At 56.3% G+C, this 23,514-nt stretch carries 22 protein-coding genes; 13 read left to right on the top strand and 9 right to left on the bottom strand.

From position 1 onward, the window contains the following. Positions 1–16: 16 nt before the first annotated feature. The 4 genes from CFB02_RS07135 to CFB02_RS07120 form a co-directional block, all read right to left on the bottom strand. Entirely contained in the window at positions 17–2,155 is a 2,139-nt protein-coding gene (locus CFB02_RS07135) for an adenosylcobalamin-dependent ribonucleoside-diphosphate reductase (RefSeq protein ID WP_088559193.1), read from the bottom strand. Positions 2,156–2,556: 401 nt separating this feature from the next. Further along, entirely contained in the window at positions 2,557–3,351 is a 795-nt protein-coding gene (locus tag CFB02_RS07130) for an ABC transporter ATP-binding protein (RefSeq protein WP_088557460.1), read from the bottom strand. 9 nt (positions 3,352–3,360) lie between these two features. Beyond that, the gene (locus CFB02_RS07125; RefSeq protein ID WP_088557459.1) at positions 3,361–4,275 is read right to left on the bottom strand and encodes an ABC transporter permease; all 915 of its coding nucleotides are present in this window, start codon (positions 4,273–4,275) and stop codon (positions 3,361–3,363) included. Positions 4,276–4,341: 66 nt separating this feature from the next. Next, complete coding sequence (locus tag CFB02_RS07120) at positions 4,342–5,316, bottom strand: ABC transporter substrate-binding protein (protein ID WP_088557458.1); 975 nt, start codon at positions 5,314–5,316, stop codon at positions 4,342–4,344. A 241-nt stretch (positions 5,317–5,557) separates the two neighbouring features. On the opposite strand from CFB02_RS07120, the gene CFB02_RS07115 reads away from it, so the two are divergent. Next, positions 5,558–7,225, top strand: coding sequence for an AMP-binding protein (locus CFB02_RS07115; RefSeq protein ID WP_088557457.1), 1,668 nt, complete (start codon positions 5,558–5,560; stop codon positions 7,223–7,225). Between the two features lie 131 nt (positions 7,226–7,356). After that, a complete protein-coding gene (locus tag CFB02_RS07110) occupies positions 7,357–7,842 on the top strand; it encodes a thioesterase domain-containing protein (protein WP_088557456.1) in 486 nt (161 codons plus the stop codon). A 5-nt stretch (positions 7,843–7,847) separates the two neighbouring features. On the opposite strand, the gene CFB02_RS07105 is transcribed toward CFB02_RS07110, so the two are convergent. Together CFB02_RS07105 and CFB02_RS07100 are read right to left on the bottom strand one after the other, a co-directional pair. Continuing rightward, positions 7,848–9,536, bottom strand: a complete 1,689-nt coding sequence (locus tag CFB02_RS07105) for an ABC transporter permease (protein ID WP_088557455.1) — start codon at positions 9,534–9,536, stop codon at positions 7,848–7,850. A 154-nt stretch (positions 9,537–9,690) separates the two neighbouring features. Continuing rightward, positions 9,691–10,707: a Fe(3+) ABC transporter substrate-binding protein gene (locus CFB02_RS07100; protein WP_088557454.1), complete on the bottom strand. Its 1,017-nt coding sequence runs from the start codon at positions 10,705–10,707 to the stop codon at positions 9,691–9,693. Positions 10,708–10,894: 187 nt separating this feature from the next. Between CFB02_RS07100 and CFB02_RS07095 the strand changes: the two genes are divergently transcribed. The 3 genes from CFB02_RS07095 (at position 10,895) to CFB02_RS07085 (ending at position 13,324) form a co-directional block, all read left to right on the top strand. Next, positions 10,895–11,173 (top strand): PilZ domain-containing protein, encoded by a 279-nt coding sequence (locus CFB02_RS07095; protein WP_008174275.1) that lies wholly within the window; start codon positions 10,895–10,897, stop codon positions 11,171–11,173. 73 nt (positions 11,174–11,246) lie between these two features. Then, positions 11,247–11,840 (top strand): hypothetical protein, encoded by a 594-nt coding sequence (locus tag CFB02_RS07090; protein ID WP_088557453.1) that lies wholly within the window; start codon positions 11,247–11,249, stop codon positions 11,838–11,840. A 176-nt stretch (positions 11,841–12,016) separates the two neighbouring features. Beyond that, positions 12,017–13,324 (top strand): HD-GYP domain-containing protein, encoded by a 1,308-nt coding sequence (locus CFB02_RS07085; protein WP_088557452.1) that lies wholly within the window; start codon positions 12,017–12,019, stop codon positions 13,322–13,324. Here the strand turns inward: CFB02_RS07085 and CFB02_RS07080 are convergent. After that, entirely contained in the window at positions 13,314–14,429 is a 1,116-nt protein-coding gene (locus CFB02_RS07080; RefSeq protein WP_088557451.1) for an organic solvent ABC transporter permease, read from the bottom strand. The genes CFB02_RS07085 and CFB02_RS07080 overlap by 11 nt on opposite strands. Before the next feature lie 261 nt (positions 14,430–14,690). Here CFB02_RS07080 and CFB02_RS07075 point away from each other — a divergent pair, with 261 nt between their 5' ends. Genes CFB02_RS07075 through queF form a run of 3 tightly spaced genes read left to right on the top strand, consistent with a single transcriptional unit; the run spans position 14,691 to position 17,244 of the window. Next, the gene (locus CFB02_RS07075; protein WP_088557450.1) at positions 14,691–15,641 is read left to right on the top strand and encodes an ABC transporter ATP-binding protein; all 951 of its coding nucleotides are present in this window, start codon (positions 14,691–14,693) and stop codon (positions 15,639–15,641) included. Next, the gene (locus CFB02_RS07070) at positions 15,638–16,411 is read left to right on the top strand and encodes an ABC transporter permease (protein ID WP_014576878.1); all 774 of its coding nucleotides are present in this window, start codon (positions 15,638–15,640) and stop codon (positions 16,409–16,411) included. The genes CFB02_RS07075 and CFB02_RS07070 overlap by 4 nt, the downstream gene beginning before the upstream one ends. 14 nt (positions 16,412–16,425) lie before the next feature. After that, positions 16,426–17,244, top strand: coding sequence for an NADPH-dependent 7-cyano-7-deazaguanine reductase QueF (queF, locus tag CFB02_RS07065; RefSeq protein WP_088557449.1), 819 nt, complete (start codon positions 16,426–16,428; stop codon positions 17,242–17,244). 30 nt (positions 17,245–17,274) lie between these two features. On the opposite strand, the gene CFB02_RS07060 is transcribed toward queF, so the two are convergent. Together CFB02_RS07060 and CFB02_RS07055 are read right to left on the bottom strand one after the other, a co-directional pair. Beyond that, on the bottom strand, positions 17,275–18,618 hold the full coding sequence (locus CFB02_RS07060; RefSeq protein WP_227519376.1) for an adenylate/guanylate cyclase domain-containing protein: 1,344 nt from the start codon (positions 18,616–18,618) through the stop codon (positions 17,275–17,277). 97 nt (positions 18,619–18,715) lie between these two features. After that, a complete protein-coding gene (locus CFB02_RS07055) occupies positions 18,716–19,027 on the bottom strand; it encodes an Mpo1-like protein (RefSeq protein ID WP_053115004.1) in 312 nt (103 codons plus the stop codon). A 155-nt stretch (positions 19,028–19,182) separates the two neighbouring features. Here CFB02_RS07055 and CFB02_RS07050 point away from each other — a divergent pair, with 155 nt between their 5' ends. The 5 genes from CFB02_RS07050 (at position 19,183) to CFB02_RS07030 (ending at position 23,477) form a co-directional block, all read left to right on the top strand. Then, positions 19,183–19,734 (top strand): nitroreductase family protein, encoded by a 552-nt coding sequence (locus CFB02_RS07050; RefSeq protein ID WP_014576882.1) that lies wholly within the window; start codon positions 19,183–19,185, stop codon positions 19,732–19,734. A 238-nt stretch (positions 19,735–19,972) separates the two neighbouring features. Next, positions 19,973–20,371: a flagellar basal body rod protein FlgB gene (gene flgB / locus CFB02_RS07045; protein WP_041645182.1), complete on the top strand. Its 399-nt coding sequence runs from the start codon at positions 19,973–19,975 to the stop codon at positions 20,369–20,371. A 34-nt stretch (positions 20,372–20,405) separates the two neighbouring features. Next, entirely contained in the window at positions 20,406–20,855 is a 450-nt protein-coding gene (gene flgC / locus CFB02_RS07040) for a flagellar basal body rod protein FlgC (RefSeq protein ID WP_014576884.1), read from the top strand. Between the two features lie 18 nt (positions 20,856–20,873). Next, positions 20,874–21,551: a flagellar hook assembly protein FlgD gene (locus CFB02_RS07035; RefSeq protein ID WP_062784681.1), complete on the top strand. Its 678-nt coding sequence runs from the start codon at positions 20,874–20,876 to the stop codon at positions 21,549–21,551. 27 nt (positions 21,552–21,578) lie between these two features. Continuing rightward, the gene (locus CFB02_RS07030; RefSeq protein WP_014576886.1) at positions 21,579–23,477 is read left to right on the top strand and encodes a flagellar hook protein FlgE; all 1,899 of its coding nucleotides are present in this window, start codon (positions 21,579–21,581) and stop codon (positions 23,475–23,477) included. Positions 23,478–23,514 lie beyond the last annotated feature (37 nt).

Below are 23,514 nucleotides of genomic sequence, written 5' to 3'. Positions count from 1 at the left end.
TGTGTCGGTTCCCGGATCAGTACTTGCCGTAGGTGCCTTCTTTAAGCGCGTCAAACAGGTTGGCGGCGTTGTGGATTTCGCCGTCGTACTCTACCTGCTCGTTGCCCTTGAGGGTGACCTTGCTGCCATCGTCCAAGGTGAACTCGTACATTGTGTTCTCGAGGTCTTTTTCCTTAACCAGTACGCCCTGGAAGGCTTCCGGGTTGAAGCGGAAAGTGGTGCAACCCTTCAGGCCCTTATCGTAGGCGTAGAGGTAAATGTCCTTGAAGTCCTGGTAAGCGAAGTCTGTCGGAACGTTCGCTGTCTTGGAAATCGAGGAATCTACCCACTTCTGGGCGGCGGCCTGGATGTCCACGTGCTGCGACGGTGTTACGTCGTCGGAGGTGGTGAAGTAGGCCGGCAGCTTCTTGTCTTCATCATCGGAGAACGGCATGGCACCCGGGTTTACCATATGGCGGTATGCCAGCAGCTCGAAGGAGAATACGTCGACTTTCTCTTTGGTCTTCCGGCCTTCGCGGATGATGTTGCGTGCGTAGTGGTGCGAGAAGCTCGGCTCGATGCCGTTACTGGCGTTGTTGGCCAGTGACAGGCTGATGGTGCCGGTCGGCGCGATGGACGTGTGGTGGGTAAAGCGACCACCTTTCTCGGCCAGTTCTTCCACCAGCTTCGGCTCTACCTTGGCAATCTCCTGCATGTACTTGCTGTACTTGGCGTGCAGGATGCGGCCTTTCACCTTGTCGCCCAGTTTGTAGCCGTCTTCAGAAAGCTGCGGACACTTGGTGAGCATTTTCGGGGTAATCTCGAACTCGTCGTCCATGATTGGCGCAACGCCTTTTTCCTCGGCCAGGGCGAGGGACTGGCGCCAGCCTTCCACGGCCATTTCACGCACGACTTCTTCCGTGAACTGTACGGATTCTGCAGAACCGTAAGGCATGCGCAGCATGGCGAGGGTAGAGCCCAGGCCGAGGATGCCCATACCGTGGCGCCGCTTGTAGGTGATTTCATGGCGCTGCTCAGCCAGCGGCAGGCCATTGATCTCAACCACGTTGTCCAGCATCCGGGTGAAGATGGCCACAACCTTGCGGTATTTCTCGTAGTTAAAGCTGGCCTTGTCGGTGAACGGGTAGTCCACGAACATGGTCAGGTTTACAGAACCAAGCAGGCAGCTGCCGTACGGGGGCAGGGGCTGCTCACCGCAGGGGTTGGTGGCACGGATGTCTTCGCAGAACCAGTTGTTGTTCATCTGGTTGACCTTGTCGATCAGGATGAAACCCGGCTCGGCGTAGTCGTAGGTGCTGGTCATGATGGTGTCCCAGATGAACTGGGCTTTCAGGGTGCGGTAGATGCGGCAGGCAACCTTGCCTTCACCGTTCACCACGTAGCCTTTCTGTTCCGGGAAATCACGGTATACAAACTGGCTTTCGTCGCTCAGGTCCAGCTTCTCGTCTTCCACTTCCTTCTGGGTAACGGGGAAGGAAAGGTGCCAGTCGGCGTCGTTGCGCACGGCTTCGATGAAGTCTTCGGTGATCAGCAGTGAGAGGTTGAACTGGCGCAGACGACCGTCTTCACGCTTGGCCTGGATGAAGTCGATCACGTCCGGATGGTGCACATCGAACGTGGCCATCTGGGCGCCGCGGCGGCCACCGGCAGAGGATACGGTGAAGCACATGCGATCGAAGATATCCATGAAGGACAGCGGGCCGGAGGTGGTTGCGCCGGCGCCGGCTACGTACGCGCCTTTCGGGCGCAGGGTGGAGAATTCATAACCGATACCACAACCTGCCTTGAGGGTAAGGCCGGCTTCGTGGTTCTTTTCCAGGATGTCGTTCATGGAATCCTGAACGGTGCCTGAAACGGTGCAGTTGATGGTGGACGTTGCCGGCTTGTGCGCTTCGGCACCGGCGTTGGAGGTAATCCGGCCGGCAGGGATGGCGCCGTTCTGCAGGGCCCAGATGAAGTTCTTCATGTGCTGGGTGCGCACGGATTTGTTTTCTACCTCGGCAAGGGCTTTGGCAACGCGTTCGTAGGTAGCGTTGATGTCCTTGTCCACGGGCTCGCCGGTCTTGGTCTTCAGCTGATATTTGCTGTGCCAGATATCGATCGAGGCTTCCTGCATCGGAATTGTTGTTACCACTGCCTGTGCCTTAGCGTTCATTTCCACCCTCTGTCTTCCGGTATGTCTTCTTTTTGTGGCACCGGTCCTTGTACCGGCGGCGCCACTCCCCTTGAGAATCGTGTCTTTGGCCTTGAGCCTGTTTTCTTTTTAACCACTATATATGGGCTGAATCTGAAACGAGTATAACAGGATATAGTGTTCTGTGAATAAGAACGCAACTATTGATAGACGCTTCGGGGCAAAGAAAATCAATCAAAACCGGCTTGAATCCGGGAAATTTTTTCTAAAACAGCGGTTTGGGGCTAAAGGTTCAAAACCACTACATGTTGTGGTTTTGTGAGGAGGTGGTGTCAATAGCGAATTGTGCGATTCCGGAGGAAAAGTGAGAAAAACACGCGGGCAGGGAGGGTAAACGGGGCCAGTCTGGCCCCCGTTTTTTATCAGCCCAGCAACAGGCTGTCGTCGTCCACTTCCAGCCCACGCTGCTTTTCAAACAGCCCGAGCAGATCCTTCACTTCCAGACCTTCCCGATCTTTGCCTGCGATATCGAATACCACCTGGCCCTGGTGCAGCATTACCGTGCGGCTGCCGACTTCCAGTGCCTGCTTCATGCTGTGGGTTACCATCAGTGCGGTGAGCTTCTGCTCTTCGATGATCTTGGTGGTGAGTTCCAGCACGAATGCAGCGGTTTTCGGGTCCAGCGCGGCCGTGTGTTCGTCCAGCAGCAGGATGCTCGAAGGTGTGAGGCTCGCCATCAGCAGGCTCACGGCCTGGCGCTGACCCCCTGAGAGCAGGCCCATCTTGTCGCCAAGACGTTTTTCCAGGCCCAGATTCAGGGACGAAAGGCTGTCCCTGAATTTTTCCATGTACTGCTTCTTTACGGCGCTGGTGAGGCTGCGGCGTTGGCCACGTTTGATGGCCAGGGCAAGGTTTTCCTCGATGCTGAGGCCCTCGCAGGTACCGGCCAGTGGGTCCTGGAATACCCGGGCAACACGGCCGGCCCGCTTGTGGGTCGGTAGTTTGGTGACGTCCAGGTTGTCCACGATGATCTGGCCGCTGTCTACCAGCACTTCGCCGGCGAGGGCATTCAGAAAGGTGGATTTTCCGGCGCCGTTGCTGCCAATAACCGTCACGAATTCGCCCTGGTTAACAGTCAGGCTCATACCCCTGAGGGCGGGGTTTTCCAGCGGTGTGCCTTTGCCAAAGGTAAGCCGGAGATCGGTTGCACTGATCATGTCGCCTCCTCAGGCCTTGTTGCGTGGAGAGTTGCGGGAAAGTTTGGCGGCAATCGATGAACGCACGCCGGGCAGCACGATGGCCAGGGTGACCAGAACCGCGGTAATCAGGTTCAGATCCTGGGCCTGCAGTCCCAGGAAATCCGCATTCAGAGCGAAGGCAATGGCCAGTCGGTAGATGATTGCGCCCACCACGCACGCGATGAGCGCGCGTACCACGGTTGAGGGAGTCACCACGGCTTCACCGCCAATCAGCGAGGCAAGGCCAATGACGATCACGCCAACGCCCATGGTGACATCAGCGGCACCCTGGCTCTGGGCAAAGAGCGCACCGGCAAGTCCGACAAGGCCGTTGGAAACGGCAACGCCGAGAACAATCATGGCGCCGGTGGCGATGCCCTGTGCCCGGGCCATTCTGGCGTTGGCGCCAGTGGCTCGCATGGCCAGGCCGGTTTCGGATTTCATGAAGCGCCACAGCAGGATAAGGGCAACAAAGACCACAATAATGAATAGAAGCACCGGTACCTGATGGTAGGCCAGATCCAGGTCGTACCAGGGCGTCAGCACGGTTTCTTCGGTTAGCAGGGCCACGTTCGGGCGGCCCATGATGCGCAGGTTGACTGAATAGAGCGCAATCATGGTCAGGATCGAGGCCAGCAGGTTCAGAATGTTGAGTTTCACATTCAACAGGGCCGTTACCGCGCCAGCGGCCATGCCGGCCATGACGGCACAGCCTGTGGCCAACCACGGGTTCCAGCCTTCGATGATCAGTACGGCGGCAACGGCAGCACCGAGGGGAAAGCTGCCATCTACAGTGAGATCCGGGAAATCGAGCACCCGGAAAGAGAGGTAGATGCCGAAGGCGACCAGGCCGTAGATCAGTCCGGTCTCAATGGCACCATAAAAGGCGATGTTGCTCAGCATGGTCGGGTATCACCAATGATAAAACGGGCAGCCCCTCGTGAGGGCCGCCCGTTGGGTTCAGGGGGATTACTTGGCGCTGTCGATAACTTTCTTGGCGTCGGCGATTACATCATCTGACAGGGTGATACCCATGCGCTCTGCGGCGGCCGGGTTCACGAACAGGTCCAGCTTCTCCATGGTTTCAACCGCCATTTCGCCGGGTTTCTCGCCATTCAATACCCGGGCAACCATCACGCCGGTCTGGCGGCCATGGTCGTAGTAATCAAACCCGAGTGCTGCAACGGCACCGCGCTCAACGGTAGCGGTGTCTGCCGCGAATACCGGAATACCGGCACGCTCACCAACAGAGATAACCGCTTCGGCAGCACTGATGACGGTATTGTCGGTGGTCAGGTAAATTGCATCTGCTTTACCCACCAGGGAGCGGGCTGCGCCCAGAACTTCGGAGGTTTTGGTGGCGGCACCTTTGACCAATTCAAGACCACGTGCAGCCAGGCGTTCTTCCAGAAGTTCCACCAGGGAGACGGCGTTGGCTTCGCCCGGGTTGTATACCGTGCCGATGCGTTTGGCATCGGGCATTACACGCTGCAGCATGTCCAGGTGTTTGTCGATGGGCAGCATGTCGCTTACGCCGGTAATGTTGGCGCCAGGCGCCTCCAGATTACTTACCAGCTTGGCACCAAGCGGGTCGGTCACAGCGGAGAAAATCACCGGTGTATTGCGGGCCGCAGCGGCAACGGTTTGCGCGGAAGGCGTTGCAATCGCCACGATCACGTCGGGACTTTCACCAACGAATTTGCGGGCAATCTGGGAGGCAATGGCAGAGTTGCCCTGGGCACTTTCGTGCATCACTTCGAGGTTTTCGCCCTCTTTGAAGCCGCGCTCGGCGAGTTCATCTTTTATGCCCTGGTAGACGGCGTCCAGTGCCGGATGTTCCACAATCTGTGTGATGGCTACAACGCGGGGTTCCTGTGCCTGAACAAGTGTTGCCAACGCCAGCAGGGTGGCACCGAACAGGGTGCGCAGGGTTGTCTTGGCCATATGCCCATCTCCGGGTAGGTTAACTGATATGTTGCGAATCTGAAGGGGCGGAAGTTTACCACAGGCAAGGGGTTCAAAGGGTAGGGGATGTTGCCGGTAGCGGCGTTTTGGTTGCAATAGATGCAGTTGGGAATTATTTTGCTTGTGTCACGTTTTGACCGCTCATACTATGTTGAAATACCCTACGAAAGTCTAATAATAAGTCATTTACAACTCGAATAACGAACTGCAAGGAAGGTCCATGGACACAACAAACAAGCTTCCCCTGGATATGGTTTATCACTGGGAGAAGGCCAAGGCGAACTCCGTATACATGACCCAGCCCATTGGCGACGGCAAAACCGTCGACTATACCTGGGGTCGGGCGGTGGACGAGGCGCGGCGTATGGCGTCTTACCTCAAATCGCTGAACCTCCCTGAAAAGAGCCGCATCGGCCTGATCTCCAAGAACTGCGCCCACTGGATCATGACCGACTGGGCCATCTGGATGGCCGGTCACATTTCCGTTCCGCTGTATCCCACCCTGAATTCCGATACCGTTAATTACATCCTGAAGCACGCCGAGTGCGAGGTGGTATTTGTTGGCAAGCTGGACGACTGGGACATGATGAAACCGGGCGTGCCGGAATCCGTGCGTTGCATCTCCTTCCCGCTGAGCCCTCCCAATGATTTCGAAACCTGGGACGATATTGTCGCCAAGTATCCGCCTCTGGAAGAAAACGTTCAGCGTGATGCCGACGAGCTGGCCACCATCGTTTACACCTCCGGCAGCACCGGTAAACCCAAGGGCGTTATGCTCAGCTTCTACAACATGGCCTATGCGGCAGAGGGAGGCATGGAGGTGCTCGGTGTGAGCTCCGAAGAACGCATGTTGTCTTACCTGCCGCTGGCTCACGTGTTCGAGCGTACCTTTGTTGAGCTGGCGTCGCTCTATGCGGGTTTCCACCTGTATTTTGCGGAATCTCTGGACACCTTCGTGCAGGATTTGCAGCGTGCCCAGCCAACGCTGTTCCTCTCGGTACCGCGCCTGTGGGTGAAATTCCAGCACGGTGTGCTCCAGAAGCTGCCGAAGAAGAAGCTGGACCGGCTGCTGAAGATTCCGGTGGTCAACAAACTGATCAAGAAGAAAATCCTGAAGGGCCTCGGCCTGGACAAGGTCAAGCTGGCAGGCAGTGGCTCGGCCCCCCTGGCGAGCGACGTTCTGGACTGGTACCGCAACCTTGGCCTCGAGTTGCTTGAGGGCTATGGCATGTCTGAAAACTTTGCCTACTCCCACATGAGCAAGCCAGGGCGCTCAAGAACCGGTTACGTCGGTGAGTCCGCGCCGGGCGTTGAAACCCGTATCAGCCCGGAGGGAGAGATTCAGATCAAGAGCCCGGCCACCATGATGGGCTACTACAAGGACGAAGAGAAAACCCGGGAGACCTTCACCGAGGATGGCTTCCTGAAGACTGGCGACAAGGGTGAAATTGATGAGATGGGCCGGCTCAAGATCACCGGTCGCATCAAGGAAATCTTCAAGACCAGCAAGGGCAAGTATATTGCGCCTGCACCCATTGAGAACCGTCTGATGTCCCACCATGCCATCGAGATGGTGTGTGTCTCCGGTGCCAATCAGACCCAGCCCCACGCGCTGGTGATGCTGGCCGAGGAGTCCCGGCCGAAAATGGCGGACGAAGCCTTCCGTAAGGAAATTGAAGAGAGCTTCAAGAAGCTGATTGCCGATGTGAACAAGACCGTGGATCCCCACGAACAGTTGGCGTTTATCACCGTAATGAGCGACGAGTGGTCGATCGAGAACAGCTTCCTCACGCCGACCATGAAGCTCAAGCGCAACGTGGTTGAGGATGCGTATCAGGAGCAAGTGGACAACTGGTATGCACAGCGTCAGCCGGTTATCTGGCAGTAAAACGCCCGAGTTAAAATGAAGATGTTATAGCCCGGCTCTGCCGGGCTTTTTTGTGCAGGAAAAAACCGACGTAAGTCGCATAGGGAAACGGGGGAAGCGGGCCTAAACTGGAAGGATATCAGGAGGATGTTATGAGCCAGTTGTCCCTTTTCCAGAAGCGTATCCACGACGAAATTCCCCTTTCCCGGGCGTTGGGGATTCAATTGCATTCCTGGGATGGCCATTCTCTGCTGCTCAGCGCGCCGCTGGAACCCAACAGCAACCACCAGGGTACGGGGTTCGGAGGCAGCGTGTACTCTGCGGCGGTTACTGCAGCCTGGGGCCTGACTGAATTGGCGCTATGGGATCTTGGGTTAAAGGGCAATGTGGTGGTGCAGAGTGGGAATATCGACTACCTCGAGCCCGTGTCCTCGGATTTCTATGTGGTCTGCCGCCTGCCTGGTGAGGAGGTACCGGAACGTTTTCGCAAAAGTCTGGCCCGGCATGGCAAGGGACGGCTGGATCTGACGGCTGAGGTTTTTTGCGGCGAACCAAACACAAGGCCTGAGGGGGACCCTGTGGCGGTTTTCCAGGGGCGGTTCGTGGTTCAGGATGTGAAAAGCCGGGTAACGTTCTGAGCTTGTCAGGCAATTGACCGGCTATTGGAGATCGATCGGCTCATCAGAATAATCGGAATGATGCCGGCCAGAACGATAATCAGGGCGGGTAGGGCGCTGTGGTACAGGCGTTCGTCAGAGGCGAACTGGTAAACGTAGGTCGCCAGTGTCTCGAAGTTGAACGGCCTGAGTATCAGGGTGGCCGGCAATTCCTTCATGCAATCCACGAAAACCACCAGGGCCGCTGTCACCAGTGTGCCTCTCAACATTGGCAAGTGAACCCTGATCAGGGTGTTGCCCGGGGTGTGGCCCAGAGAGCGGGACGCCATGTCCATGCTTGGCGTGATTTTCTGCAACGCACTCTCCACGCTACCGGCCGAAACGGCAAGGAATCGCACGGTGTAGGCAAAGACCAGGGCGAAGGCTGACCCACTGAGTAACAGGCCCGTGCTGATTCCGAATACGTCCCGCATCAGGCTATCAAGCCAGTTGTCAAAACCTGCCAGGGGCACGATCACACCAACGGCCAGCACGGCACCGGGCATGGCATAGCCCAGGCTGGAAAGACGCATCAGTACCTGCATTTTGCGAGTGTTGTGCAGTCGGCGGCTGTAGGCGAGCGTGACACCAATCAGCAGAGTAGTGAGGGCTGCCGTGCCAGAGAGGAAAAGGCTGTTGAAGGTGTTTCGGACAAAATCCGGGTTCCAGCTTTCACCGAAGTATTCCCACGCATAGAGCCCGAGGGTTGCACCGGGAATCACGAAACCGAACAGCACCGGCAAAGCGCAAACCGCTACGCAAATCATCTGGCGCGGGAAGGACATGGTGAAGCGCTGGATCGGCTCACGGTTGTCCCGCGCTGCGAACTGTTGCTGGCGTCTTCGGGAATACCGTTCCAGGGTAACCAGGATCACCACGAAGATCAGCATTGTGGTGGCTATTTGAGCTGCCCCACCGAGGTTGCCCAGGTTCATCCAGGTATCAAACAGGCCAGCGGTGAGGGTCTGAACGGCAAAGAAGTCTACGGTGCCAAAATCGTTCAGGGTTTCCATCAGCACCAGAGAAAGGCCCACGGCTACTGCCGGCCGGGCGATGGGCAGAACCACCCTGAAAAACGTGCTGAGCGCGGAGTGGCCGAGACTGCGGCTGACCGCAAACAGAGACGGGGACTGTTCCAGAAAGGCGGCGCGGGCAAGAAGGTAAACGTAGGGATACAAGACCAGCCCGATCATCAGCGTGGCGCCTTCGAGGCTGCGAATTTCCGGGAACCAGTAGTCTGCGGCATTGCTCCAGCCGAACAGGTCTCTCAAGGCACCCTGAACGGGGCCAGCGTAGTCCAGGAGGCTTGTGTACACATAGGCAATAACGTAGGCGGGCACTGCAAATGGAAGCAGCATCGCCCACTCAAAGAACTTGCGGCCCGGAAACTCGCACATCGTGACCGCCCAGGCCGAGGCCAGGCCTATAACCAGGGTAAGGGCGCCCACCCCAATCATCAGTTTGAGCGTGGTTGTCAGATACCGGGGAAGGGTGGTTTCGATCAGGTGAGGCCAGATGTTCTCTTCGGGAAAAAACGCCAGGAAAATAACGGAGAGAACCGGAAGGGCGACGATGGCGGTGGTCAGTAGTGCGCTGATCATCCATTTCGGAGAGGTACGCTTAGCCAGCAGGGGCTGGGATAGCCCTGGATTAACGCTGGTTGCGGCCTCGCTCATAGTGTCCCTGCGCCTGGATGTGGAGTCTGTCCAATTGAAGGCTGCAGATTGTAGTCACCTGACCTGATGCCTGCAACGACTGGTGTCATACCGAAAAGGGAGGCGCCCGCCAAGGGGCGTGTGAGGGTGGTCAGACCACCCTCACTACTGGCGATTACTCGCCGTCGTAATCGACGCGGTCAACCAGTTTGACTGCGGCGTTGCGGTTATCTGCAATCTCCTGCAGTGACAGGTTGTCGGGATTGATCTCACCCCACTCGGCAACCAGTCCGGAAGGCTTGACTTCCGGGTTTGCCGGGTATTCCGTGTTCGCCTCGGCGTAGATACTCTGGGCTTTCGGTGTGGACAGGAATTCCATCAGCTTGATGGCGTTCTCGCGGTTCGGCGCGCTCTTGGTCAGTGAAATACCACTGATATTTACGTGAGTGCCCCGGCCCTCGGCGTTCGGAAATACAAGACGTACCTGCTCGGCAATCGGCCGTTGGTTCTCATCCTGCAGCATGTTGCCGTAATAGTAGCTGTTACCAATGGAGACGTCGCATACGCCTTCGGCAATAGCCTTGATCTGGTCGCGGTCGCCACCCTGGGGCTTGCGGGCCAGATTGTCTTTCAGGCCTTCCAGCCACTTCTCGGTTTCGGCTTCACCATGGTGTGCGATCATGGAGGAGAACAGGGCGATGTTGTAGGGGTGCTTGCCGCTGCGAGTGCAGATACGGTTGTTCCACTTGTCGTCTGCCAGTTGCTCGTAGGTGGTGATCTCACCCTCTTCCACGCGGTCCTTGGACACGAAAATCAGGCGCCCGCGTGTAGTCAGGGCAAACCACTTGCCCTCGGGATGGCGCAGGTTTTCTGGAATGTTCTCTTCCAGAGTCTCGTTGTCGACGTTCTGAACCAGATCACGTTCTACCAGCTCGTTGAGGCGGGAAATATCCACGGTCATCACCAAATCCGCCGGGCTGTTGCGACCCTCGCGCTCCAGTCGCTCGGCCAGACCCTGTTTGGCAAAGACCACGTTGCTCTGGATACCGGTTTCCTGTTCAAAAGCGTTCAGCAGGGGTTCGAGCAGATATGCCTGACGGTATGAGTAGATATTGACCTCGCCATCTGCGGAGGCGGCCATGGGCATGGCAGAGAGGGCGATTGCTGCGGTAGCAGCCAGTTTCATTCGCATATTCCCATCCTTTCGGGTGTTTCCGGTATTGATTTGCCTTTACCAGGATCGGCACGTGTTTAAAAACGCCAACCATTCTCATTTCCATTGGCTCCAGAGTCAATCTCCCCGTTGGCATATTTTTCTGAAAATGGTGTTATGCTTCGGAAGACTATAAAAACTATGCAAAAAGTAGTGGAATCCTCAGATGGATGGGAACGATCGAAGAGAGCACATACGCACGGCAATGAGTGCGAAAGTAAAGGTGGTTCACGAGGAGCTGGGCGAGTTCATATTCTCGACCCGCGATATCTCCGACGGCGGTGTTTTCATCGTTGTGGACACTGAGCCATTTGCGCCAAACCTTGGCGATACAGTTACCGTGCAGGTGCAGGGGCTACCTGTTCCCGCACCGATACTTGAAATGGTGGTAGTGCGCAAAACCAATGACGGGTACGGCCTCCAGTTTGATCAAAATGGTGACTGATAGACGGATTGATTGCGCCTGCCGTGGATAATGGCAGTGTTCAACCAACCGCTGTCAGGGATGTAGCAGCCAGATGATCTTTTCAGTCTTTTCCAGAGCTTACAAGCCAATTATTGCAAGCCTTGTCCTGGTTTCCGTGTCGGGCTGTGCCAGCTATTACTCACATTTTGCGATGTTTCCGGCTGAGAATTCATCCGGTGAGCCAAGACACGTGCGGCTGTCCTGGCAAAGCGCGGAGTATCCTGGTTGGTGGTTTGCCGGCGATAAAGCCACGTCCGTGAAACTGGAAACCCAGTGCAGCGACCGTGTCTGGCGCCTTCGCGATGACGAAGAGGCGATTGCCTGCGGTGAGGGTATTCGTGCCTGTGGCGAAGCGGGCCTGGATCTGGTGGCGCAGACGGGGCAGCCGGCAAGCGGCTCAACTCGCTGCATGTCCATCAATCCGGCGGATCCGGATGCCCGTATTGCAAAAATAGAAAGGAAACTGGAGTTGCTGGTGTCCTGTAGCCCTGCCGTTGTGGCAGAGGGTGAGGGTGATGACGCCCTGGACCTTGACTATCTGCGAGCCTCATCAGTTCCGTATACGGTTTATGTCCGGAAGGCGCCGCGGGGTTCGATGCGCTCCCGATTGCCTGAATTTGATGAATCGGTATGTGACGCAGAGTGACACTTTCTGACGTTGATATGTGACTCCCGTCACGTTGCTACATTTTGTTTCCTGTTGAACATTAGCGTTACGTTTTGTCGCGTTTGGGTTACCTGGCGATACGATATTGTAATTGTGTCTTCCGGCGGTTCGGGCAGAATGGTAGCTATCAAAAAGTTTGTTGTGTGAGGTGGCCCGTGGGTGTCCAACAGAAAAAAGTCGCAGTTCATGATCTGGAAGTGGGCATGTTCGTGTCTGATCTGGACAGGCCATGGCATCAGACCCCCTTTCCGATTCAGGGTTTCCATATCCGGTCCCAGGATGACATTCGTGCACTGGTATCCCACTGCAAATGGGTTCTGGTCGATGTGGCGGAAGCAAGGGAATCCAAAGAGGTAAAAGGCGGAAGCAAGCCGGCTTTCGGAACATTGCAAGGCAAGCGCCGGGGTGGGCGGGAGCAGCTCCAGTTGCCGCCTTTGAGCATTCGCGAGCCAGTGACGTATGAAACCGTTACCAGTCTCAAGAAGGAAATGAAAACCTCAAAGCGCCTGCTTGACGATATGGAAGGCGCGCTGGATCAGCTTTTCGAGACACTTCGTGCCGATGGCGTGCCGGATCTTCGGCCGATCGCTGCGATCACCAGCAAAATGGTGAGTAGCGTTGTTCGCCAGCCAGATGCTCTGTTGTGGCTCAGTCGCACCCGTGCTCACGACAGCTACCTTTACCGGCACGCACTGAATACCTCTGTCTGGGCCCTGGTGTGTGGGCGCCATCTCGGGTTGAACGAGGGGCTCCTGAACCATTTGGGCCTGGGTTGTCTGCTGTCCCAGGTGGGCAAGACCACGCTGCCTGCCGAGTTGCTGGCGCGGGAAGGCCAGTTAAGCTCAGAGGAGTATCTGACCTACCGGAGTTACGTTGGCCGTGGGGTCAGGATGCTTGAAAACAGCGGGCTCTCCCGTGCCGTGCTGAGTGTGGTTCAGGGACATCGGGAACGTCATAACGGTTCGGGCTTTCCGGAAGGGGTCCGCGGCGATCGGATTCCATTGCTGGCCAAAGTTGCCGGTATCGCGGAATTTTTCGAATCGGTTATAGCGCCCCGGTCCCATGCCGAGCCGATGACGCCGGCAAAAGCGGTCACGCTGCTCTATGAAATGCGCAATATCGAGTTCCAGGAGGACCTGGTCGAGAACTTCATCCAGGCAATCGGTATTTATCCCACCGGGAGTCTGGTCGAGCTGACCGATGGTCAGCGCGGTATTGTGGTTTCCCATTCCCCTGAGCGCCGTTTGTGGCCGCGGGTAATGGTAATGACCGATGCTGCCTCAAGGCCGTTGAAAACAGCCAAAATTATTGATCTGGCCAGATACAACGAAGGCAAGGAGGCGCCAGAGACCTTGCGGGTTCGCGATTGTCTACCGCACGGTACGGAAGGCCTCGATCCTTCCTATTACGACGTGACCGGTGTGGAATCACGCTGGAGCCTTTCGCGTCTGATCAGCGGATAATCACACGCAGCTGTTTGCGAACCCACCGATAGGTATCCTCCGGACGGAAGCTGAGCAGCAGCTCGGACTCACCGCCGGAGGGGCCAGCGACAAAATACTCCACCTCTCCGCTCTGCCAGTCGGCTGAATTTATCTGGATATCCTGCGGGCGTGTGCTGATGGCTTCCAGCTCCGCCAGGGAAAGTCCGCCCCCGATTTTCCGAACCGCAACCTGCTTCAGGGCTGTATCAGTGGCCGGATGACTGGCAACGTCCTCATCCAGGAAATATCGGTTTGCGACGGTTGTACTGATCGCCTTGAGTTCCCGAGAGAGATAGGTCTGGGCATCCTCCGAATCGATGTCTTCCATGGTTCGCACGGCATTTTCGATCCGGTCCTTTTTGGCCTGCAGGTCTTCACTGTATTCAATGTCAGGATCGCGATCCTCATCATTCTCCGGTCGCGGCGGTGCGTTGTCGATTTCCTCCTGGGTGGGCGGCTCCTCACAGAGTTCATCGTCCTCGGGGTAAAAACAGATCGCGGCAAGCAGCTGGTTGGCAGGAGACATCGGGTTGTTGGCCGTGAATTCGGATACGCTGACACTGAAATCAATCGGCGCTGTCAGGCCCGGAAGGGCCGCGTTCAATTGCGTAATAACCCGGTCGCGGATATCGATACCGTCGCCCTCAGCAACATTCTGGCTCCAGTTCAGGAGCATCAGGAACCGGGACAGGTTCATCAGCGTTGTATTCTCCAGAACCTTTTGCTCAGTCAGCGTGTGGGTGCTCAAGCCCTCATCATCCACCATTGGCGTTTGCAGCCCTGTGCGGGTGGTCTCGAAAAATTCGAGCAGGGTTACGTATTGCCTGGCCGGTACATCGTTAACCAGCGGCAGGTCTCCAACCCTGAACGTTAGGGTTTCGCCGGGGTAGTAGCGGAATTCTCCCGTTGTGTTGGTGGTGCCGGACTGACTGGCAGTCTGATAGGAAAGACCGTTAAAACCATTGAAATTGACCCGGCCGGTGCTCCTGTCGTCGCCGGAGCCTCCGCCGTCATCCAGACAGCCGGAGAAAGCGAGTGTGCCCAGCAGGGTAAACGTAAGTCGGGTGCGGTGAACGGATCTCATGGTTGAACGTACATTCCCTTCGTTTCAGCGCGCCTGCACCCGGGGTGCAGCAGCCTCTTTTGTAAATTGTTGTAACCGCATTATAGGGGCGTGATTTGCCTCATATCGGGATTCCCGTCGCAGTTTCCGTTATTGGGCCGGAGGTGCCTCCGGGCGATAAGGGCCTTGAAATCAGCGACTTTGTCACAATAACTAGCAATCTAATTTCTGGCTGGCGGCGAGGGCCGTTCTTTGCCGTTTTTCACCGAATCGGGATGAGTTATGACCAATGCACTGGAAATTGAGGGTCTCACCAAAACCTATGGTGACGGCTTCAAGGCTCTCAAAGGGATTGATCTGCACGTCGCCGAGGGGGACTTCTTTGCCTTGCTGGGGCCCAATGGTGCAGGCAAATCGACCACCTTGGGTATTGTTTGCTCCCTGGTAAACAAAACAGCGGGAAAGGTGCGGGTGTTTGGATATGACACCGACACCCATCTCTCGGATGCCAAATTGAACCTTGGTGTTGTGCCGCAGGAGTTCAACTTCAACCAGTTCGAGAAGGTTTTCGACATTGTCACCACCCAGGCCGGCTACTACGGAATTCCTCTTAAACAGGCCTCGGTGTCGGCTGAAAAGTATCTGAAAAAGCTCGGACTCTGGGAGAAGCGGGACACCCCGGCACGTATGCTTTCGGGCGGTATGAAGCGTCGCCTGATGATTGCCCGGGCCCTGGTTCATGAGCCCAAACTGTTGATCCTGGACGAGCCGACTGCTGGCGTTGATATTGAACTTCGTCGGTCCATGTGGACCTTTCTGGAAGAAATGAATCGTCAGGGCACTACTATTATCCTGACGACCCATTACCTGGAGGAAGCGGAAGCCCTTTGCCGCAATATTGCCATTATCGATCATGGCAAGATCCTGAAAAACACCAGCAAAAAGGCCCTGCTTCAGCAACTAAGCCTGGAAACCTTTGTTCTGGACACCGAGAAGACCCTTGATGCCGCGCCTGAACTGAATGGTTTTCCGACTCGATTGGACGGAGAAGGTGCACTCGAGGTGGAAGTACAGAAAGGGCAGGGGCTCAACCAGGTGTTCGTGGAGCTTGAACGGTTGGGCATCAAAGTGGTCAGCATGAGGACCAAGGCCAACCGGCTGGAGGAACTGTTTATTCGCATGGTCGAAGAGAACGCTGCGGAGTCAACTCAAACCGTGGAGGGTGCAGCATGACTCCACAAGCGCTCTTCACCGCCTTCAGTACCATCGTTGTCCGGGAGATACGCCGGTTTACCCGCATCTGGGCGCAAACCCTGTTGCCGCCAGCAGTCACCATGACCCTGTATTTCATTATTTTCGGCAACCTCATCGGCTCCCGTATCGGGGAGATGGGCGGTTTCGACTACATGTCTTTCATTGTGCCGGGGCTGATCATGATGTCGGTGATCACCAGTTCCTACGCCAATGTAGTGTCTTCGTTTTTCTCCATGAAGTTCCAGCGCAGCATCGAGGAGCTTCTGGTGTCGCCGGTGCCGAACTGGGTAATTCTGGCCGGCTATGTAACCGGTGGCATGGCGCGAGGCCTTGGCATCGGGTTGATTGTCACGCTGTTGTCACTGGCGTTTACCCGCCTGTCGATCCACAACTTGCCCATGATGGTTCTGACGGTGTTTCTGACTTCGGCACTGTTTGCCCTGGGTGGCTTTATCAACGCCATGTTGGCGACCAAGTTTGATGACATCTCCATTGTGCCCACGTTCGTATTGACGCCGTTGACGTATCTGGGCGGCGTGTTCTACAGCATCGATTTACTGCCGGGGTTCTGGCAGGGCGTATCCATGGCCAACCCTATCCTCTATATGGTCAACGGCTTCCGGTACGGCATTCTGGGCGTGTCAGACGTTAATCCGTTTGTTTCTCTTGGTATGATTCTGGTTTTCATCTCCGTACTGGCATTCATCGCTCTCAGAATGCTGGAGCGTGGTAAAGGCATTCGCCACTGATTTCAGGAACCACTATGGCACTTAACGACGCCCCGCTTGGCAAGACAAGCGACTACCCGGACAGCTACGATCCTGGGCTGCTTTTCCCGGTGGCGAGAGAGGAAAATCGCCGCCGCCTTGGTCTGGAGGATGGCCGTTGGCCCTGGTTTGGCGAGGATCTGTGGCAGGCCTGGGAAATCTCCTGGCTGCGTCCAAGCGGCGTGCCGGAAGTGGCCTGGGCGGAGATTGTTTTTCCGGCGGCCTCGCCCGCAATCATTGAGTCCAAATCGCTCAAGCTGTATCTGAATTCGTTGAACCAGGCGGTCTACTCTTCTCGGGAGCAGGTCGCGGAGGTGATTACCCAGGATCTTTCCAGCGCCTGCGGCGGTGCTGTTCAGGTGAATCTGTTGAGCGTCGACGAATCCGGTGAAGCGATTGGCCGGCCGGAGGGCTTCGAGCTCATTGATGACGAGCCGGTCATTGAAGTGGTTTTTGAATACGCGCCTGAGGCGCTTTCAGCGAGTGGAGAGGTGGTGACAGAACGGCTCTGCTCCCATCTGCTGAAGAGCAACTGCCCGGTAACCGGTCAGCCTGACTGGGCGACACTCCTCATAAGCTACACCGGGCCGAAAATTGATCGGGGCGGTTTGTTGCGTTACGTGGTGAGCTTCCGGCAGAAACAGGATTTCCACGAGCATTGCGTGGAAACGGTGTTTACCGATCTGATGGGGCGATGCAACCCGGAGTCTCTTACCGTGGTTGCCCGGTATACACGGCGGGGCGGGCTGGATATCAATCCGTGGCGAAGCACGGAAACCGGCGGGGATGCCGGCCCAAGGTTGATACGTCAGTAGCAGGATTCTGTTTTAGCGCAGGGAAGCGCCTCAGGAAACATCCTCTTCCCGCCGCAGGCGATCTGCAGCATCTTCCAGAGCGGTCAGGATGGCTTGCCGCTCTTTCTCGGTGATCTTGTCCGAATCGAGATACATGGCGAAGCCGCTATGTTCGTGTTCCAGGAAGCTTCGGTTGGGCCCCATATCTCGCCGGAAGTCGACCACTTCGTAAATTGGCACCGGCTTGCCAAAGCCCTTCACGGTAATCTCGCCCTTGTCTCTGCACATGATCTTGTCCTTGATCAGCGCGAAGGTTTCGTAGGAAACGAGGATTTCGCCCGGCTCCGCCAGGGACTCAAGCCGGCTGGCCAGGTTTACTTCCTTGCCGATAATCGTGTAATCCATCCGGTTCTCGGCGCCAAAGTTACCAACCGTGGTATAACCGGTGCTAATTCCCATGCGGATTTCCAGCGGGGTCTTGATGCCCTGGCTGCGCCATTGCTGCCGCATGATTTTCATATGCTTGCGCATCTCAATGGCCATGGAGACACAGGCAAATGCGTCCTCCCTCTGGCCACGGCTGGTTGGGTCGCCAAAGAACACCATGATGGAATCACCAACGAACTTGTCGATGGTGCCGCCATACTTGAGAGCAACTTCCGACATTTCATTGAAGTAGTGATTCAGCAGTTCGGTCAGTGCTTCGGGTTCCATTTCCTCAGACAATTCGGTGAAGCCTTTGATGTCAGAGAAAAACACCGCCAGTTTCTTGCGCTGGGTTTCCAGTCTCACGTCCCGCTCACCGGTGAAGATCGACTGCCAGACTTGAGGCGAGAGATATTTGGACAGTTTGTGTGAAAGCGCGATGGACTGCTCCCGCTGGTTCTGGATCTGGGTCTTTGCCAGCATCAACGCCCGTGCCTGCTGGTGGGAATAGTAAGCCGTAACGCAAATATAAAGCCCGGTGGATAAAATCGACACGATGCTGGTCAGCAGGGGCGAGTGTGGTCCGTCTGCCGGGCCGACGATCGCAACCGCACCCGCAATGGAGGCCGCCATGAAGCCGGTGCCCAGGACCCACTGACGGATACCACCAACAATCAGGCAACTGAACATCAGCATCAGTGCAACGGCGAGGGAGGGGATGACGATCAGCCCGATGCAACCAATGAAAGCGCCACCAACCACGCAATCAAATATCAGCATTTTCTGACGGATGCGTGGCGAATTCCTGAGGAAAGTGCGGCGAGTCAGGGCATGGGCGATGTGGGGCCAGGTGAGGGCCCCGGCAACCAGCCAGAGAAGCCATTGCGGAAAGGCGCCCTGGAGAACGCCGGTTACGATAATGGCGGCGGTTGAGGTGTATGCCAGTACCCGGCCATTGTAATCGGGCATCGGGGGAATGGCGATCGGGTTGCCCGCCGCCTCAGACGAGAGGGCTCTGCCAGCTGAGCTACTGGCATTACGCAGGTCTGCCGGGGCACTCATCATTTCAGAAACGGATCCTGCCAATGAGCATGTCGCGGAACATGACCCAGTCACCCATAAGGCTGTACAGTGGATATTTGAAGGTAGCGGGGCGATTTTTTTCAAACTTGAAATGACCAACCCACGCAAAGCCATAGCCTATGACCGGCAAGGCCAGAAGCCACAACAGCTTTCCCGAAGCCAGAGCCCATACGGCGACTATCAGAACCAGGAGACTTCCAGCGAAATGCAAACGGCGACAGGTGACGTCGCTGTGCTCTTCGAGGTAGTACGGATAAAATTCGGAAAAGTTATTGAAGGTTTGCTGGTTGCTCATTGTGTTGCCACTCAACGTTGTACGACCGCGTCATTTATAATTGTTGGTAGACCCGACTACGACTAAAGGTTAACAGCATTACGTAGAACCCACAATTCACAGCCATGAATTGTGTTCGTACCTATATTTCAACAGTCTTTAAACAGCGAGCAGATATGACCGCAGTTACCGATTTCCTCCTGAACCGCTCCTCTGAACCGAGGCTGGAATCACCCGCGCCGGATTCGACAACCCTCGAAAGGGCCTTTTCCTGCGCGGCGCGTGCACCGGACCATGCACTGCTCAGGCCCTGGCGCTATCTGGTGATCGAGGGTAAAGGCCTTGAAGCCCTGGGAGAGCTGTTTGCGTCCACCTGTGCCAATAACAGCGATGAGAAAGAAATCGAGAAGCTCCGGCGTGCCCCCCTTCGCGCACCCATGGTCATCGTTGGTATCGCGTCGCCCAGGACGCATCCCAAAGTACCGGAAATCGAGCAGGTCATGTCGGCAGCTGCCGGCATGAGTTTTGTTGAGCTTGCCCTTCAGGATGCCGGTTTCGGCGTGATGTGGAGAACAGGCGGCGTTGCCTACCACTCCTCGGTTCACCAGGGGTTGGGCCTGGAAGAGCATGAACAGATTGTTGGCTTTCTCTACACCGGTACGGTCTCGGCATCCAAGCCGTCTGTGCCCAGACCGGCGGTGGACGAGTTTGTGAGTCATTGGCCCTGAGACCTTGTTGAATACCCCCGGCTTCTGCCGGGGGAAGCAGCTTGCCGCTTTTTCTTGCCCTTTTCCTTTCTCCTTTCCCGTAACCGCTACTCGGATTCTCTGCAGGGCCTGCCAACACTGGGTTCCGTGACAAATTAACACCTGACCATAATTCTGGCATTCAGCTTGCTTTAGTCCTGTCAAAGAGCACAGCCGGCAAAAACAGCTCGGCATACCAGTGCAGTTTTCGGGAGGCAACATGGCAATTACGTTTGATTCGGCTCTGGGCATTCATCAACACGCGGTTGAAGCGCGTGTTAAACGCGCCGAAGTTCTGGCAAACAACCTGGCAAACGCCGACACCCCGGGTTTCAAGGCGCGGGATCTGGATTTCCAGGCAATGATGCAGAAGGCCCAGGAGCAGGTCAGCGGATTCCAGATGGCCAAAACCCATGACGCGCACATGGATACCTCGCCATCGGCCTCGGAGAGCGATTTGATGTATCGGGTTCCCCATCAGCCGTCGGTTGACGGCAATACGGTAGACGCCCAGCAGGAGCAGACGCGGTTCATGCGCAACGCCATGGATTTCCAGGCCAGCTTCCAGTTTTTGAACAGCAAGTTCAGCGGTTTGACCAAAGCCCTCAAGGGCGAATAAGCCGCAGTCACAGGATTAGCGAAGGAGAGTTTTCATGTCACTGGGCAGCATTTTTGACATCGCCGGTTCCGGCATGACCGCGCAATCACTGCGGCTGAATACAACCGCGTCCAACATTGCCAATGCAGAAACGGCAAGTTCCAGCACGGGGGAAACCTATCGTGCCAGGAAGCCGGTTTTCTCGGCGATTCAGCAGTCTCTGATGAATCCCGGGCAGGGAGGCTTGCCCATGGCCGCCGATGAGGGGCCGGGTGCCGGCGTGAGGGTTGACGGTATTGTCGAGAGTGATGCGGAGCTTCAGATGCGTTACGAGCCCCATCACCCGGCGGCCAACGAAGATGGTTATGTCTTCTACCCGAATGTGAATGTGGTCGAAGAGATGGCGGACATGATGTCGTCGTCCAGAAGTTTCCAGATGAATGTGGATGTCATGAACACAGCCAAGTCCATGATGCAGCGCATTCTGACTCTTGGTCAGCAGTAACGGGGTGAGGAGCACAACATGACTGCAGTAAATGCAACAGACGCGTCGGATGTTCTGAGCCAGTACCAGCTGAAGCAACAGAATGGCGGCCAGGGCACCAGTGAGCTGGGCCGGAACGAATTCATGGAATTGATGCTGGCGCAATTGAAAAACCAGAACCCGCTGGAGCCCCAGGACAACGGCGAGTTTATCTCCCAGCTCGCACAGTTCAGCTCACTGGAAGAAATGCAGAATCTCTCCGGCACGGTTGAGGATGTGGTTGGCCAGTTCCGATCCACCCAGGCGCTACAAGCGTCGGCCATGGTGGGTAAAACCGTACTGGCGCCTTCCCAGATCGGGATCCTTGGTGCCGAAGGTGAAATTACCGGAACCATTCAAGTGCCAGCTTCGACAGGTGGGCTCCGCCTGTCTATCGAAGGGCAGAATGGCGAGCGGGTGCGGCAGATCGACATGGGCAGCAGCCAGGCAGGTGTTGTGTCCTTCCGCTGGGACGGCCAGGACGGTAACGGCAATCCTTTGCCGCCGGGGCCCTACCGCATTGTGGCAGAAGCCTCCTATCCAGATGGCCCGCAGCAGCTGGGCACTATGGTGAGCGCTAATGTGGACAGCGTATCCCTCGGCCAGGGCGGCTCGATAACCCTGAATCTTGCAGGCATGGGCTCCATCGCCCTGTCTGACGTGAAACAAATTAACTGAGACCGGTGAAACACCAAGGGGTGAACCATGGCATTTAATACAGGTTTGAGCGGCCTTCGTGCGGCATCGGTGGATCTGGACGTCACCGGCAACAATATTGCAAACGCCAGCACCGTCGGCTTCAAAGGCAGCAAGGCGCAGTTTGGCGATCTATACGCAAGCGGGTTCCTGAGCGCAGGCACCAACCCGATCGGCGACGGTGTCCGGGTTCAGGACGTTAAGCAGTCTTTTGGGCAGGGCAACATCAGCTTCACTGACAATGGCCTGGACATGGCGATTGCCGGCGATGGTTTCTTTATCCTGAACAACGGCGGCGAGATTCGTTATTCCCGCGCAGGACAGTTCGGCATTGATAAGGAAGGCTATGTAACGAACAACCAGAACATGCGGGTACAGGGATACACCGCGGACGAGGACGGCAACTTGTCTGGCATCCGGGGAGATTTGCAGATTGCAACAGACAACCTGGCTCCAAGAAGGACGACAAACCTCGACTCCGATCTGAATCTTGATTCCAGGGAGTCCGTGCTGGAAACCCGTGTTCGGGATGTTGGGCCTCTCACTCTTGCTTCCATACAGGGCGAGAGCTTTGATGTGCAGTATTCGGACGGCTCGCCTGCCTTCAATGTGAATATTGACCCTGCAGCCAGTGCCCGTGAAGCGGCCTCCACTATAAACGATGCGCCTGGATTGAGTGCTTCGGCCACGACGACGGCGACTTTCGACGGCACGCCGGCTCTTGATGACGCCTTCATCTCCGGCGCCAGTTCGTTTTCATTCAGCCTCGATATCAATGGTTCGCCGCTGACCCTGGACACGTCAAATATCAATTCCCTGCAGGATCTGGTTGATTCAATCAACAACTCCAGCGAGACCGCAATTTCCGCCTCGATTGTCACCGGAGGCGGGGGCAGCGATGTTCTGCGAGTGATTCATAACCAGGGTGAGACGCTCGACTTTACCTTTGCCGATGGTAATGGCAACGGCGATACCGGCACCGTCGAAGGTGATGTTAACGTGACTGCGGACCGGTCGGTGGCGGGAATCACATCAACCACGGCTGACAATGATTTTGAGGTTGCGTTCAACGCGTCACCAATCCGCGTCACCAATCAATTCAATCCGCTGGATCAGCGTACCTATAACCACGCTACATCCACCACGATCTACGATAGCCTGGGTAATTCCCACGAACTCACACAGTTCTTTGTGAAGAATCCGTCCCCAGGCAATGGTGTCGGGGTGAGCGAATGGTCGGTGTATGCCCAGATTGATGGCGAGTTTGTTGGTGGCACCGACGTGACCCCCTACACTGCAAGATTCGATCAGGACGGTGCTCTTCAGTCGATCGATGGCGACCCCAGTGGCGAAATCGTTATTGATGACTGGATACCCAAAGACAGCGACGGCCAGCCAAATGGGGCGGATGGCCCTCCTGCTGCCGGCGAGGTGGTAGTAACACCCATTCCTGAGCCACCGACAACATCGGCTTTTGTGATCAATCTTAGTGGCACAACGCAATATGGCGCTGCGTTTGGCGTGAACGACCAACAGCAGAATGGCTATACCACTGGCCGGCTTTCTGGTCTGGACGTATCGGATCAAGGTGTTCTGTTTGCCCGATACACCAACGGCCAATCCCAGGCTCTGGGCCAGGTCGCGTTGGCCTCGTTCAATAACACCAACGGTCTGTCTCCCGTAGGCGACACGTCCTGGGTGGAAACGTTCGAATCCGGTCAGCCGATCATTGGTGCCCCGGATACCGGCACGCTGGGTTCTATCAAGGCCAGCTCGGTGGAGGAATCCAACGTGGACTTGTCGGCGGAACTGGTTAACCTGATCATCGCTCAGCGGAACTATCAGGCCAACGCCAAGACCATAGAAACCTCTGATGCGGTCACCCAGACCATCATCAACCTCCGTTAATCCCGCAATCTAGCGAAAATGGCATGACTCCTGCAGG

Origin of the sequence: Marinobacter sp. es.042 (genome assembly GCF_900188315.1) — a bacterium.
GTDB lineage: Bacteria > Pseudomonadota > Gammaproteobacteria > Pseudomonadales > Oleiphilaceae > Marinobacter.
This window is presented reverse-complemented; position numbering and strand designations above follow the sequence as displayed.